Origin of the sequence: Kitasatospora sp. NPDC059827 (assembly GCF_042731675.1) — a bacterium.
GTDB lineage: Bacteria > Actinomycetota > Actinomycetes > Streptomycetales > Streptomycetaceae > Kitasatospora.
In genome coordinates, this window is sequence record NZ_JBHWIV010000057.1 from 19,417 (window position 1) to 34,509 (window position 15,093).

Annotated in this window: 3 protein-coding genes; all 3 read left to right on the top strand. The window is 68.4% G+C overall.

Features of this window, described 5'->3' with window-relative positions; translation table 11 throughout:
• The first annotated feature begins 28 nt into the window (after positions 1 to 28).
• The 3 genes from ACFV8H_RS28825 to ACFV8H_RS28835 are packed head-to-tail and all read left to right on the top strand — an operon-like array spanning position 29 to position 15,065.
• Positions 29 to 5,698 (top strand): Eco57I restriction-modification methylase domain-containing protein, encoded by a 5,670-nt coding sequence (locus ACFV8H_RS28825; protein WP_380405668.1) that lies wholly within the window; start codon positions 29 to 31, stop codon positions 5,696 to 5,698.
• Positions 5,695 to 12,729: a DEAD/DEAH box helicase gene (locus tag ACFV8H_RS28830; RefSeq protein ID WP_380405671.1), complete on the top strand. Its 7,035-nt coding sequence runs from the start codon at positions 5,695 to 5,697 to the stop codon at positions 12,727 to 12,729. The genes ACFV8H_RS28825 and ACFV8H_RS28830 overlap by 4 nt, the downstream gene beginning before the upstream one ends.
• Positions 12,726 to 15,065, top strand: coding sequence for a UvrD-helicase domain-containing protein (locus ACFV8H_RS28835; RefSeq protein WP_380405674.1), 2,340 nt, complete (start codon positions 12,726 to 12,728; stop codon positions 15,063 to 15,065). The genes ACFV8H_RS28830 and ACFV8H_RS28835 overlap by 4 nt, the downstream gene beginning before the upstream one ends.
• Positions 15,066 to 15,093: the final 28 nt, after the last annotated feature.

A 15,093-nucleotide genomic window follows, 5' to 3' on the forward strand; every position in this document is an offset into this window, starting at 1 on the left:
ACCGCGGTAGCGGGCAGGAGGAACAGGCGTGACGTACGACTCCCTGGTCAACGAGGGCGAGTACTTCCCCGCCTTCTACCTCGACGAGATCCTGCCCACGCAGCTCAAGAACGGTCCCCTCAAGCAATGGACCGCCAAGGAACGCGCGGGGGAGGACACCCCACGGCAGGGCCTGCGCAACCTGTCGGCGCCTTATCTCACCGCTCGCGCCGCACTTCGCAATGCTGCGGACAAGTTCAACGCCACCGAGGACGTGTTTGCGGTCGCCGTCCAGCAGGCCGGCGCAGAGGCGCTGAAGTCGCAGCGATCCCTGGAACACGACGAACTGGCCGCCGCCGTCGCGCACGCGAGCCGCGAGTCCGGCGCCGCCTGGGCGAGCGACAGCAGCCCCGAGGGTGAATGGCGTACGGCCCTGGCTGGTTGGCACGACCGGCTGCTGCGTGCCCTGGGCTACAACCCGGCTCCCGGCCTGCGCATCGTCCACAGTCCAGCCGGGATGGTGGCAGTGCCCGTCGCCCTCAGCGAGGATCAACTCGTTGTACTCACTGGCGGCTTCGCCACTTCCGTGGATCAGGTGCGCGGTGGCGGGGAGGATGGGAGCGGCGGGGCGGCGGGCCGACTGCCTGCCCCAGTCCGCGTCGGCTCCGGCAAGACCCTGACGACCGTCACCGACCTCGCCGCCTGGCTGCTCAGCGCGGACAATCCGCCGCGCTATGCCTTGCTGCTCTTCGGCGGTGTGATGATCCTCGCCGACCGGGAGCACTTCGCCCGGGGCCGGTACCTCGCTGTCAGCCTTGACGTCGCGCTGCCCCGCAAGGGTGCCAAGGGCGCCAACGCCGGGGAGCTCGACGTCATCGCCGCGCTCTTCGGAGCAGACTCCTTGCGTCCCAAGGAGGACGGCAAAGAGGACGACATCGCCCGCTTCGTCGCGGAATCCCGTGATCACTCGGTCGGTGTCACCGGCGACCTGCGCAAGGGTCTGCAGGCTTCGGTCCAGCTCATCGCCAACGAGGTGCTGAACCTCGTCCGGGAGCAGAAGGTACGGGTCGAGGACCTTGCCGCGTGGCTGCCCGACGTCCTCAAGGAGCCTGGCGACCTGCCCAAGCTGCTGACGACGGAGTCGCTCCGGTACCTGTACCGGATCCTGTTCCTGCTGTACGCAGAGGCCCGGCCGGAGCTCGACATCCTGCCGATGAAGAGCGAGGAGTACGTCACCGGATACAGCGTCAGCCGCCTGCGGGAACTGGTGATCCCGGAGAAGTTGACGGACAGCCGAGCCCGGCGCGGACACCACTTCCACGACTCGCTGGCGCTGCTCTTCGACAAGGTCTTCATGGGCCATCCCGTGGCCGAGACCGTCTCCACGCGTGACGCGTTGGATAGGGTGGAAGCCGCGGAAATCAGCGGTGACGACGGGCAGGAGGGCGTGCGGATCGAGGCCCTGCGCTCGCGGTTGTTCGACCCCATGTCGATAAGGCTCGTCGGGCAGAAGCTCTCCGCGCCCAGCCACGGCGCCGGCGACAGCCCTGAGATGTTGGACCTGCGGTTGCGCAACGATGTCCTGCACAAGGTGTTGCGCCACCTCACCCTGATCGAGGGCAAGGGCCGATACGGCAGGGGCGGCTTCATTTCCTACGCCAATCTGAGCATCAACCACCTCGGTGCCGTGTACGAGGGCCTGATGTCCTACACCGGGTTCATCATGGACGAGGTGAAGTACGAGGTCGCCAAGGGCGGCGACCCGGAGGCTGGGTCCTGGCTGATCACGGGCAGTCAGGTCGCCTCCGGGCGCTACCCGGACACACCAGGCGACAGCGTCTTCGTGAAGCGGACGGTAAACAAGGAGACCCGCGAGGAGGAGTCCGCGACGTACCCGGTGGGCACGTATGTCTACCGGCTCGCGGGCCGCGACCGGCAGACCAGCGCCTCGTACTACACGCCCGAGTCCCTGACCCAGGCCACCGTCGAGCAGGCCCTGCGGTTCCGACTGGACCCGGAGGGGAAGGTCGACCCGAAGGAGCCGGAGAAGGCATGGGTGAACGCGGCGGACGTGCTGCGTTGGCGGGTGTGCGAGCCGGCGCTGGGGTCGGGCGCGTTCCTCAACGAGGCGGTGAACCAGCTCGCCGAGCTATACCTGCGCCTGGCCGAGCGCGAGCGGGGCGTGCAGATCGACCCCGAGGAGTACCAGCGGGAGTTCCAGAAGGCCAAGGCGTACATCGCCCTGCACAACGCCTACGGGGTTGACCTCAACGACACGGCGGTGGAGCTGGCGGAGATCTCGCTGTGGCTCAACACCATGTACCCGGGGATGAAGGCCCCCTGGTACGGGCTGCACCTGCACCGGGGCAATTCGCTCATCGGCGCGTCACGGAAGGTGTATCCGGGAAACGCCCTGCATGAGGGCGGATGGCTCAGGAGTAAGGGACAGGCCGCGCCGAAGGAGGTACCGCTTGGGCAGCCACTGCCCGGGCAGGCGGTGCACCAGTTCCTGCTGCCTGCGCTGGGGTGGGGGTCGGTGGTCGACGACGTGTCGGTGCGCAAGCCGAAGAAGGGCGCGGCCGACCAGACCGAGACGAGTGTGGTGGCCGGGGTTGAGGCCGAGTGGCTCGAACCCGAGATCATCGAGGCGATGACGAAATGGCGGGCGGGGCTTCGCCGTGCGCCGAAGGGTGGGGGCGCGGCGAAGAAGGCTGCGGCAGCGCGGAAGGCGGCGCCTGCGACCGTCACGGCTGACGTGGCGCTGCCGTTCGAGGACGAGCACGGGCAGGGGGCGCTGGACCTTGGGTTCGATACGTGGCAGCAGGGCGCCCTGAACCTTAGCGGGTCGGCAAGCGGCGGGCGGGGGATGGCCGCGGCCAAGCGCGTCCAGCGGACAGAGGTACGGCAGGAGGAGAGCGAGCAGAGCGCGCAGGTCGGCCGGCTGATGGCGCTTGCCCAGCGGGTCGAGTACCTCTGGCAGTTGGTCGTCAAGCGGCTACAGCTGTCGGAACAGGAGATCGCTCGCACGGTGGGTGTGTGGGGCGCGAGTGCCGACGTGCTCGCGAAGACGCGTGTCGCCGCCGGTGGACTGGCCATGGACCGCGACGCGGTGCTAGCGGCACTGCACGCCGAGGGCAGCCCGTACTGGCGTTTGCGACAGGTGATGGACGCCTGGTGCTCGCTGTGGTTCTGGCCGTTGGAGGAAGTCGGGCTGCTGAACGGCACCGACCGTGCACGGTACTTTCAGGGTGACATCGATCTGACGAAGATCAAGAAGGGTTACCCGGGACGCAAGACCGCACTGCAGTCCCTCGACGATTGGATCGAGTTCGGCGAGGCCGTAGTGGGGCGTGTGGACGTCGACGCGGGGAAGCAGAGGGTGTCGTTCTTCGAGGTCGCCGAGGTTACCGACCTGGAACAGCTGGACGAGGCGGAACGGAACCTCGACGCGCAGATGATCGACGCCACGGCGTGGGAGGAACCTTACGACCTGGGCGACCTGTTCCCTTGGTACGGGACGGCTTACCGGATCGCGCGCGAGCGCGGGTTCTTCCACTGGGAGCTGGACTTCGCTCATGTGTTTGTGGAGGGTGGGTTCGACCTGATGGTGGGGAACCCGCCGTGGGTCAAGCAGGAGTGGAAGGAGAGCGGTGTCCTCGCGGAGTTTGAGCCATGGTTCGAGCTTGGGGAGAAGCCGAGCAATGAGGCGTGGACAGAGCGCAAAGCGGCCGTCCTCGCCGACCCGAAGGCTCGGTCAGCATTCCTTGGGGAGTTGGCGAACTCGGCAGCAATGTCGGGCTTCCTGGGATCGGTGGATGCTTTCCCAGAGCTGGTAGGAACGCAGCCAGACTTGTATCGGGCGTTTATGCTGCAGTCGTGGCGCGCGATCGGGGAGCGGGGCATCGCTGGACTGCTGCACCCCTCCACGCACCTGACGGGGGCGAAGGAGGGTGCGTTGCGGAGGTTGGCCTATGGGCACTTGCGATTCCATGCGGATTTCACCAACGAGCTGCTGCTCTTTGCCAACCCAGTAGGAAACAGCAGCCACTTCAGCATCAACGTTTACGGCCGCTCTCAGGACATTAGCTTTCAGCACATGAGTTGGCTGCTGCATCCCCAGGTGCTTCTCCGCTCGATGCGCCACGACGGGCGCGGTCCACTACCAGGTATTAAGCATGACGGAGCCTGGGACCTGCGCCCCCATCGAGACCGCATCATCACTGTGACCCCAGCAACGCTGTCGGACTGGTTGAAGTTGGCAGGCGACGAGAATCCGCCACCCGCCCAGGAAGCTAAGCTGCTCTTCCCGGTCACCAGTGCCGAGGAGTCGGCCATCACTACCCTCGCCTCTTGGCCGTATCGGCTTCGTGCCCTCGGCCCGCGCATCAGCCCCGGGTTCCATGAGAAGAACGACCGGACGGCGGGCTATTTCACCTGGGATCCGGGTCCCGCTGAGAGCTGGAGCGAGGTGATCCTGCAGGGGCCACTCATCTCCCTTGCGACGCCGTATGGGAAGCAGCCGCCTGCAGGCGGCTCGAAGAGCATGCGGGACTATGACCCTTGGGACCACGTTAACCTCGCCGCCGACGCGGTTCCACGAACCAATTACCGTCGATCGAGGAGCTGTGAGCCCAGCGACTATTACGCAGCGTTGGCACGCAGAACCTGGTTGGACGGCGAATTGCTCAGCGCGCTGAGCTCGGATCCGGCGGTAGCGGACCAGCTGTCAGTGGACGCCATCGGAGACGACGGCAAAGCCGCCATGCTTCGCAGCTGGGCTTCGCGACCCTACTCTCGGTTCACCCGGGTAGCGTGGCGTCGGCAGATCGCGACGAACACCGAGCGCAGTCTCTTTGCTTGCCTCGTGCCACCAGGTCCCGCACACATTCACATGGCGCACAGCATGGCGCTGTCGACTACTCGGGAGACGGCACTCGTAGCAGGGTTCTGGGCCTCACTCCCCTTGGACTATTTCCTAAGGACAACTGGGCGCAATGATCTTCAGGTTGGTGAGGCCCAAGTAATGCCTGCGCCAACGCCGGAGCACCCATTGGAGTCCGCCCTGCTGTTGCGTACTCTGCGTCTCAACTGCCAGACGGCGGTGTACGACCGCCTGTGGCGAGAGCTCTATGAGCCGAGCTGGCTCCAGGACGCCTGGACCGCTGAAAGGTTTGGAAAACGACTGCCGCTCACCCAGAGCCTTGGGCCGACATGGACCTGGCACACGCCACTGCGCACTGAGCTGGCCCGCAGAGCAGCGCTCGTCGAGATCGACGCCCTCGTCGCCGTCTGGCTCGGCATCGATGCCGACGAACTAGTCGCCATGTACCGCTCCCGCTTCCCCGTGCTCCAGCAGTATGAGGAGAACATGTGGTTCGATGCGACTGGCCGCCGAATCACCAAGGCCCACCAGGTCCACGGCTATGGCCAGCCCAAGGACGCCTGGAAGCAACTCAGCTCCCACGACGAATTCCCGCTCACGGCGAATGTCCCCACCGGCTACACCGGCCCCCTTTACCGTGCCAACCGCGAAGCGGAGATGCGCGCTGCACACGCCGAGTTCACCAGGCGTATGCACGCCGCAGGCTGGGTCCCGGGAGGGTCGAAGCCCGGCCTGTCAGCGACAGCCGATACGTTCGACCCGAGCCATGAACACCGGGCATCTGAGACATTGTCGTCCGAACACTCGAACACCACGGGGGGCGGTTCCGCGCCATGAGGCCCACACTCGCCGCGCAGGCGCTGCGCGATACGACTGTCGAGTATCTGACGACGACGTTCGCGTTGGCCGAGCCGGACACGCAGGACGCATTGACAGAGCTCCTCACCGACCCCGCCGACGGGCTGTTCCGTGGCCCGTACCTGCGTATCCGCCGTCCGTTCCGCTCGGCTGACGCCGGCTGGCAGGAGCACCTCGACTGGTGGCAGGACGGCTTCTGGCCGTACGCGCACCAGGCGGAGGCGTTCGCGCGGCTGACGACCAAGGGTGGCCACACTCCCTTGCCGACCCTGGTGACCACTGGCACCGGCTCGGGTAAGACGGAGTCGTTCCTCGTGCCCGTTCTGGATCACTGCCGCCGTGCCCGGTTGCAGGGCCGCGGCGGGATCAAGGCGATCCTGCTCTACCCGATGAACGCCCTGGCCGGTGACCAGGCGGACCGGCTCGGCGATCTGCTGGAGGATACGCGTCTGGCGGAGGTCACTGCAGGGCTCTACATCGGTGAGGCGGGCGCCTCGCGTGCCGCCTCACCGTACAAGCGAGTCATGGTGGACCGGCAGGAAATCCGGCGCAATCCGCCGGACGTCCTGATCACCAACTACAAGATGCTGGACCTGCTGTTGCAGCGTCAGCATGACGCCCCGCTGTGGCTCGACGCGGACCTCGCCTACATCGTGATTGACGAGTTCCACACCTACGACGGCGCTCAGGGCACGGACGTGGCGATGCTGCTGCGGCGACTGGCCGCCGCTGTGGGAGCCTCCGAGCCGGGGCGCCCGCTGGGCGGGATCTGCCCGGTTGCGACGTCGGCAACCCTGGGCGAGACTCCAGCCGCCGCGAAGCCGGCTTCACCCGAGACGGGAACCGTCTTGCCCAGCGGCGTCACGTCGGCCCGTCCGATGCTGGACGTCGCCTCGCAGGTCTTCGGCGTGAGGTTCCCCGACGACGCCGTGGTCGGGGAGGATCGACGCGACCTCAACTCCTTCCTTTCCCCGCTCGACCTGACGCTCCCTCAGCCGACCCCTGCCGCCCTGGCCGCGCTCCCCGACCCCGCCCGCGCGCCGCACGCGCTGGACCGGATCGCCGAGGCCGTCGTCGGCTGCGATACCACCGACCAGCGTGAGCTGGGCAGCCGCCTACTGAAGCATCCACTGGTCCATGCCTTGCTGCGCGCTGACGTCGACGCTCCATTGACATCCGCCGAAGCTCTCGCCGCCTTCGATCCCACCTCTGCCTGGCGTACCACCGCCGCCCAGGACCCGACCACGGCCGCCGCCGCGCTGGCCCGCCTGATCGCGCTCATCTCGGTCGCCCGAGACCCGTCCGCGCCCGCCGACCGCGAGCGCCCGCTGCTGCTGGTGGAGACGCATCTGTGGGTGCGTGCGCTTTCCCGCGTGCTGCGGTTCATCGCACCCGAGCCGGTGTTCTCCTGGTCGGACGCCGACCAGGCCGCGATCACCAGCCAAAGCGCCCGACCGCAGCGAAGCCAGAGCCAAGCCACCCACGCAGGTCGTCTCCCGTCCGTGTACTGCCGCGACTGCGGCCGATCCGGATGGGCGGCGATCTCCCCGGAGCGCAACCCAGCTGCGCTTATCAATGATCCCGACGAGATCTACCGGCGCAGCGCCGCGGGCGGTCCCATCAAGGCACGGGTGCGGGCGTTGGTGTCCGCGACGCCGGCTGAGGCGGCCGAGCAGGCTCGAGCCATCCTGCAGCAGCGCGAGCGCCGAGGGCGCAGAGCCGCAAGCCATGACGCAACCGTCCTGGTCCTGGAGAACACGGGCGAGGCGCTTCGCCGCATCGACCCGGACGAGGTTCTGCTGGACAGCGGGCTGATCGCGACCGCGCCGGAGAACGGCGTCTACGTCCTCGCCTGGTACGACAATCCTGAGGCCGACGACTACTCCAAGAACGAACGCTGCCCGGCCTGCGGCCAGGCGCAGGGCATCCGCTTCCTGGGTGCCGGTGTCGCTCCGCTGGCCTCCGTGGTCGTGACCCAGCTGTTCACCGGTGGCGAGCTGCCCAGTAAGGACGCGAAGGGGCAGGATCGCCGTCGAACTCTGATCTTCAACGACTCGGTGCAGGACGCCGCGCACCGGGCCGGGTTCGTGGCGAGCCGGGCCTGGAAGTTCTCACTGCGCTCATTGATCCACGAGCAACTGCGTTGGCGTGCGCTGGACACGGACGACTACCGCGAGAACGGCCTACCGCTCAACGAGTTGATCGCCTCGCTCGTGAGCCGCGCCGCCGTGCCTGAGGAGAACCTGCTGGCATCCGTCGTCCCGCCGGATCTGCACGATGTGGACCGAGTGGCACGGCTGCTGGACAAGAAGAAGCGCATCCCCGCCAGCACCTGGACGTTGGTCGGTGAGCGCTTGGCGTTCAACACCCTTCTGGAGTTCGGACTGTACTCCCGGATGGGCCGCACTCTTGAGCTCACTCGGACCGTCGCCGCCGAGGTCTACGTCAAGGACCCGGCTCGGGCAGCGAAGACCGCCGAGGCGCTTCTCCAGGTGCATCTAAACCGCCGCCAGGTCCTGGACGGGATCGACGACCCGGCCGCTGCGGCGATGAAGCACCCGCTGCCGCCGGCCGGGATCGACCGCGACCGCCGCTTCGAAGGCTACGTCCGTGGCCTGCTGGAGCATCTGCGGCAGAGCGGTGGCATCCAGCACGCCTGGCTGCACACCTACGTCGACGAGGAGGGCCGCACCCGCTACCCCGTCTGGACCGGCCGCCCCGAGGGCATGCCTGCCTTCGGACGCGGCTCGGACGCGCCGTCGTTCCTGCTGGTGGGTTCCCGCTCGGGGCGCACCGACTTCGAGCGGGCCGACTCCAAGGACAGCTGGTACGCCGACTTCACCCACCGCTGCCTCGGACTGGACCACAGCGAGGCTGCCGCCTACCTGGCTGGCCTGGTACCGCGGCTGGCCGGAACGGACATCGAAGCGCTCGCGCACCGGCGCACTGGCGAGGGGCGTTCGGGCGGCCAGAACCACGACCATGGGGTGTACGGGCTGACGGCTGGTCATGTCCGGGTGCGTCCGCTGGACGACACCCAGACCGCCAAGGCAGCTGTGACCTGCCCCGAGTGCGGATGGACGCAGACCGTCCACCCGGACCGGGTTCCGGTGTGGCAGGGACTGCCCTGTCCCCTGAAGCGCTGCGAGGGCGCACTGGTGATGCCCTCGTCCAGCGCAGAGGGGCGCGCGGCGCGGGACTTCCGCTCCGACTACTACCGTCGGCTGTATCGGGAGTCCGAGCCCTACAGCGTGGTCGCCGCCGAGCACACCGGTGTGTTGACCCGCAAGGAGCGCGAAGCCGTCGAGAAGGGCTTCCGGCAGGGCAACGGCCGCCACACCGACCCCAACGTGCTGTCCTGCACGCCGACCTTGGAACTCGGGATCGACATCGGCCAGTTGGAGGCGGTCATCCTCGCCTCCCTGCCGTCGTCCACTGCGGGATACGTCCAACGGGTGGGCCGTGCCGGGCGTTCGACCGGCAACGCGCTGATGGTGAGCATCGCAGACACCAGTCCGCGTGCCCTCTACCACCTCGCCGATCCGCGCCAGCTCATTGCCGGGCGCATCCTGCCCCCGGGGTGTTTCCTCTCCGCGGTGGAGCTGCTGCGTCGCCAGTACACCGCCCACCTGGTCGACCTCACGGCCCGGGGCCGAATCGAGGGCGTCCTGCCGTTGCCCGACCGGGTCACCGCGCTGTTCGGCCGCAGCGGCTGGCTCAAGACCTTCGGCAAGGCGGTAGCCGGGCGTATGGACCTGGTCGAGGAGTTCCTCTGCCTCTTTCCCGACATCGACGGTGTCCTCGACGCCGGCGTGTCCCGCGACGCCCGCAAGGCCCTGCGCCGATACGCCGAGGCCGGCCTGGAGGACGAGCTCACGAAGGCCGAGGACGCTTGGGAGGCGGAGCGCACCGAACTGCTGGACCGCCGCGCGATGATCAACGAGGCAGCCGACAAGCTCCAGGAGAACGTCGAGGACGAGGCCCGCGAGAAGCGCAACCTGGAGCGCGAAGCCGCCGGCGTCAGCCGCCGTCTGGACGAGCTCGGCCAGGCCAGCGCGCAGAGCTTCCTGGTCGAGCAGGGCCTGCTGCCCAACTACAGCCTCGTCGAAGACGGCGTGCGCTTGGAGGCTACCCTCAGCCACAAGGAGCCCGCCCGTAAGCAACGGAACTCCGACGCCGAAGACGACCAGGCGACCTCGAAAGCCCGGTGGCGCACCGATCTACGTACCTATAAGCGCCCCGCCGAGGCCGCGCTCACCGAACTCGCGCCCGGCAACGCCTACTACGTACGCGGCTACCGGCACGAGATCGACGGATTCGACCTCGGCCCGCGCTCCCGCCGCTCCGAGAGCGGCACCTCGGAAGGCGTACAGATCTGGCGGGTATGCCAGGACTGTGGATATGTGCGAACCCGCGACGCCGAGAGCAACACCTCCGCGTGCCCGCGCTGCACCGGCACCGGCATCGGCGGGCGGGCAGCCCTGCAGGCCGTGATCGTGCCCCGCAAGGTCACCTCCCGTGACAAGCGCGACGACGCCCGGATCATCGACGACCACGACAGCCGCCAGAGCGGCGTCTACACCATCGCGACCGCCGTCGACGTCGACCCCGCCGCGATCAAGGAGACCTGGCGGCACACCAAAGCCACCTTCGGTGTGGACCACGTCCGCGAGGCCGTCATCCGGCGCTTCAACCTCGGGCCGGCCAAGTATGGGCGCCGACCCGACACCGCGTTTGCCGGGCAACCTGTCACGGTCACGGGCTTCACCGTGTGCCCGATGTGCGGAGGAGCGACCGAGCGCGAACCAGGCAATGCGCCTGTTCAGGAAGTTCTCAGCGAATCCTTGGCCGGACGCCCTGACCTGGCCCACCATCGCCCCTGGTGCCCCACCCGCAGCCGCAGCCACCCCCAGCAGCCCGACGACCGGCGCGTCATCACTGCCACCGAGCACCGCACCGAGGCCCTGCGTATCTTGCTGCCTGCCGCCACCCTCCAAGTCCAGGAACGCCTGGCCTCCTTCTCCGCTGCCCTGCATCTGGGCATCGGCCTGCGCTACGGCGGCGACCCCGCCCACATCCGCTCCACGACCAGCACCGAACCCGACCGCGACACCGACCTGACCCGCCACTACCTCGTCCTGTACGACGCCCTCGCCGGAGGCACCGGCTACTTGCAGCGCTTGGCCGACGCTGACGGCGAGGAATTCCGAGCTGTCCTCGCCGCCGCCCAGCAGGCCCTGCGCACGTGCCCCTGTGTGGAGGGGCAACGCCGCGCCTGCCATCTGTGCCTGCTCGGCCATGCCCCCCAGCGCGACTACCGACTGCTGGACCGCCAGGAAGCTCTGTGGATGCTCGACGAGCTCCTCGGCCCTGACGGCCACAGCCGCTGGAGCGTCCGGAAGGAAGGGACTGGCGAAGCACGGCAGCGGTTCGCCAACCAGGCTGAGAGTGACCTGGAACGCCGCTTCATCGAAGCCCTCGACCGCTGGCTCGCCGATCCCGACAACCACGCCGTCCCGAGCCACGACGAGACACCAACCGGACGCGCCGGCAAGCAGTTCACGCTGCACCGAGGCGACCCGGCGGGCCCGTCCGTCCACTGGGAGCTCGTAGCCCAGAAGTACTTGCCCGAGCACGCCACACGCCCCGACCTGTTGCTGCGCCCGGTGGCCGGCGACACGACGGGCGACGGAGCCCCGCCGCTAGCGGTCGCGATCTACCTCGACGGCTACCGCTGGCACGCCTCCTCGAAGACAAACCGCATCGCGGACGACGCCGCGAAGCGCGCCCGGCTGCGCGCGGACGGCACCCTGGTGTGGCAGATCACCTGGGATGACGTCATGGCCTGGGAACAGAGCCTCCGCGGCGCGACGAAGCCCCGCCCCGACGACGTCGACGCCCCCGTCAACCCCCTTGCCGCAGTGATCGCCGGGCCTGCCGCCGACGCCGCCTGGCCCCCGTACGACACCACGAGCGACGCCAGCCCTGGTGGCAAGGTCCGCGCGCAGTGGCGCAAGGCGAGGCGCGACCCACTCGAGCTCGACGAACTGGTCTACGCCGGAGCCATCCCCTCACTCCTGGGATTCCTGCGGAACCCTGACCTGGCACGTTGGCAGGACCTCGCCGTCCACGCCGTGGGCGGGCTCCTGTACGGGGTCCGCCCCGGCGACGCGGTGGACTCCCAGCCCGCCGCGGCCAGGCCCTGGATAGAGGCCGCGCTGCGAGAGGAGACCCGGCCACCCGTCACCGGCAACGGCCTCAAACTGATCGCGGTCCGCGACGCCTCCGGTCTCCCGCTCACCTTGATCGCGGACCGGTCGAAGGGACTGCGCTGGAGCGGCCTGGCCGTCCTGGATGACCGCACCCAGGCGGTGGACGGCGATCGCGCCGAACACCGCCGCCGCTGGAAGGCATGGCTCTGCTGGGGCAACCTGCTGCAGTTCCTCGACCCGATCGGCACGGGACGCGCTGACGGCTTGCAACTCGCCCGCTCCGGCCTCGACGCCTTCGACGCCGGACTGCTGGCTGCGGTATCCAGCGCCGCAGCTGCGGACCAGGCCACCGGGCTACTGGCCGCGTTGCGCGACAACAACCCCGGCACCGGTCTGACCTTCGCACCCCCGGCCGAGCCCGAACCTGGACCGGCGGCCGCCGACCAGACGCAAACCGAGCTGGAACGTGCCTTGTGGCAGATCGTCCTCAAGGAACTGTCCTACACGGGCGACCCCGACGTCGGCGCCCTTGCGCGCCTGCTCGCCGATCGCAAGGGTGCCCCGGTAGCCCGGGCAGGCCTGGACATCGTCGGCGTCGAGCGGCCCATCGAGCTCGCCTGGCCCGATCACAGGATCGGCGTAGTCCTGGCCGAGGACGCCGACGACCAGGCCTACATGGACCAGTGCCGCAGCGCGGGCTGGAACGTGCGCGCACCGGGCGACTGGACGATCGACGAACTCCTCGCCCTGCTCAGCGAGCCGACCGAGCCCACCCCCACGTCCGGAGGTGGACGGTGAACAAGATCAGCACCCAGGTCACCGTCTCACCCCAGGCCCACCAGGACATCCGCCGACTGGGACGCGGCGCCAAGGACGCCCTCGGCGACTTCGTTCGCCGACTACGCGCCGACCGCACCAACCGTGCGCTGCGCCTGCTCCCGTTGCGCGCGGCCGGCGACAACGGCCAGCTGTGCACGGCTGTGCTCGACAGCACCCGCATGGCGCTGCTCCTGGAGACTGAGGAGAACCGCCTCACCGTTCTCGCCCTGCGCGAAGGCTCCCTTGCGCACGACGAGCTCACGCGCCTGACCGTCGACATCAACCCGGTCTCCGGCGGCATCGAGCTCGTTGACCAGGCCGAGGTTAGTGCCAACGTCGTCGCCCTGCCCGAACGCCCCGAACCAGCGGCGGCTCAGGAGCCGGACTCGCCGTCGCAGCCGACCCTAAATCTGCCGGTACGACTCTTCGCGCGCTTCGACGACGCCACGCTCACCAGCCTCGGCGTCATCGCCTCCCTGCTTCCCGCACTTCGCAAGCTCACGGACGCACATCAGCTCGACGCCCTGCTCGCTCACAATCTTCCTGAGCTCACCAAGGACGTCCTGCTCGCCCTTCACGGCGGCATGGACCCCGACAACGTGCGCCAGCACATCACCAGCCAGTGGAAGGCCGACGAGCAGGTCGACCCCCACGACTGGGCCCAGGCAGCCCGTCGCCCTGTCTCCCAGGTCAGTACCGAGGACGCCGCCGTCCTCGACGCGCTCGGCTCCAGCTTCGACGCCTGGCGGCTGTTCCTGCACCCCGAACAGCAGCGCTTGGCCACCGCTACCTTCAAGGGGTCGGCAAAGGTCACCGGAGGCCCCGGCACCGGCAAGACCGTCGTCGCCCTGCACCGTGTGCGCCACCTCGTCGACCAACTACAACCGGGCCACACCCGCCCTGTTCTGCTGACCACTTACAACACCAACCTCGCCGCCGACCTACGGCACCGCCTCCAGCTCCTCGGCGGCCCCGAACTGCTGCGGCGCGTCGACGTCAAGTCCGTCGACCAGCTCGCCCGCGAGGTCGTCGAGGAGCAGCCGAGCGTGCGCCTGGGGCGGCCGATCGACGACGAGACGGCACTGAACCTGTGGCACACCGTGTGTACCGAGGCAGGCGAGTATGAGTTCGACGTGGAGTTCCTCGACTCGGAGTGGAAGCACGTCATCCTCGCCCAGGGCTGCGGCACCTGCGCGCAGTACATGCGTGCCCCACGCAAGGGGCGCGGCCAATTCCAGCGCTCCCAGCGCGCACGCGTCTGGGCCCTGGTCGAGGCGTACCAGACCAAGCTCGCCGAACCGCCGCTCCAGACCACCTACGCGCAGATCGCCGACCAGGCCGCCCGCACAGAGGAACACCGGATGTCCCGCGTCGAGGCCCAGGCACAGTACAAGGAGGAACACGGCGGCCTGGACCTCGTCCACCGCGAGGCCGGCAGCGGAATGTGGCTCAAGCCCCGTTACCAGCACATTGTCATCGACGAGGCTCAGGACCTCTCCTCCTCCCACTGGCGGATGCTGCGCGCCATGGTCCGGCCCGGATCGAACGACATCTTCCTCGTCGGCGACGCCCACCAGCGCATCTACTCCCACCAGGTAGTCCTGGGCCAGCTCGGCATCAAGACCCCAGGCCGCGCCTCACGCCGCCTGACGCTGAACTACCGCACCACGCGCCAGATCCTCGGCAGCGCCCACGGCCTGATCACCGGCGAGACCTTCGACGACCTCGATGATGGCATCGACACCCTCGACGGCTACCGCTCGGTGCTCTCCGGCCTAGCCCCGCAGCTCTACCGGGCACCCGATTGGCAGACTGAGATGCGGACCGTGGCCACCCTCATCAAGGAACGCCACGACCAGTACGGCACTCCGTACGAGGCGATGGCCATCAGCGTCCCCGATGGCGCTTCGGCAACTCAGATAGCACTGATCCTTGCGCATCCGCCGTTCTCCATCCCGGCCACGCAACTGGGCAAGGACGGCCCACGAAGCTCTGAGGGCGTGCGGATCGGAACTATGCACCGCTTCAAGGGCCTCGAATTCCAGCGGGTGTTCCTCACCAGCGTCAGCGACGGACAGGTGCCGCACCAGCGGATCGAGACCCATCGCCTGAGCAACCCCCAGCGTTACCGTCAAGAAGAGCAGCGTGCCCGATCGCTCCTCTTCGTTGCCGCCACCCGCGCTCGCGACGAACTTGTCATTACCTGGAACGGCAAGGCCAGTCGGTTCCTCCCCAGGGACGCCGCCCAGCAGGCCCTCAGCGCCACGGACCTACTGGCAGGCGAAGGGCCGCCGTCCGGCTCCGCCGCAGCCTGAGCAGGCGTCGCGGGTCTTGGGCGTTGTG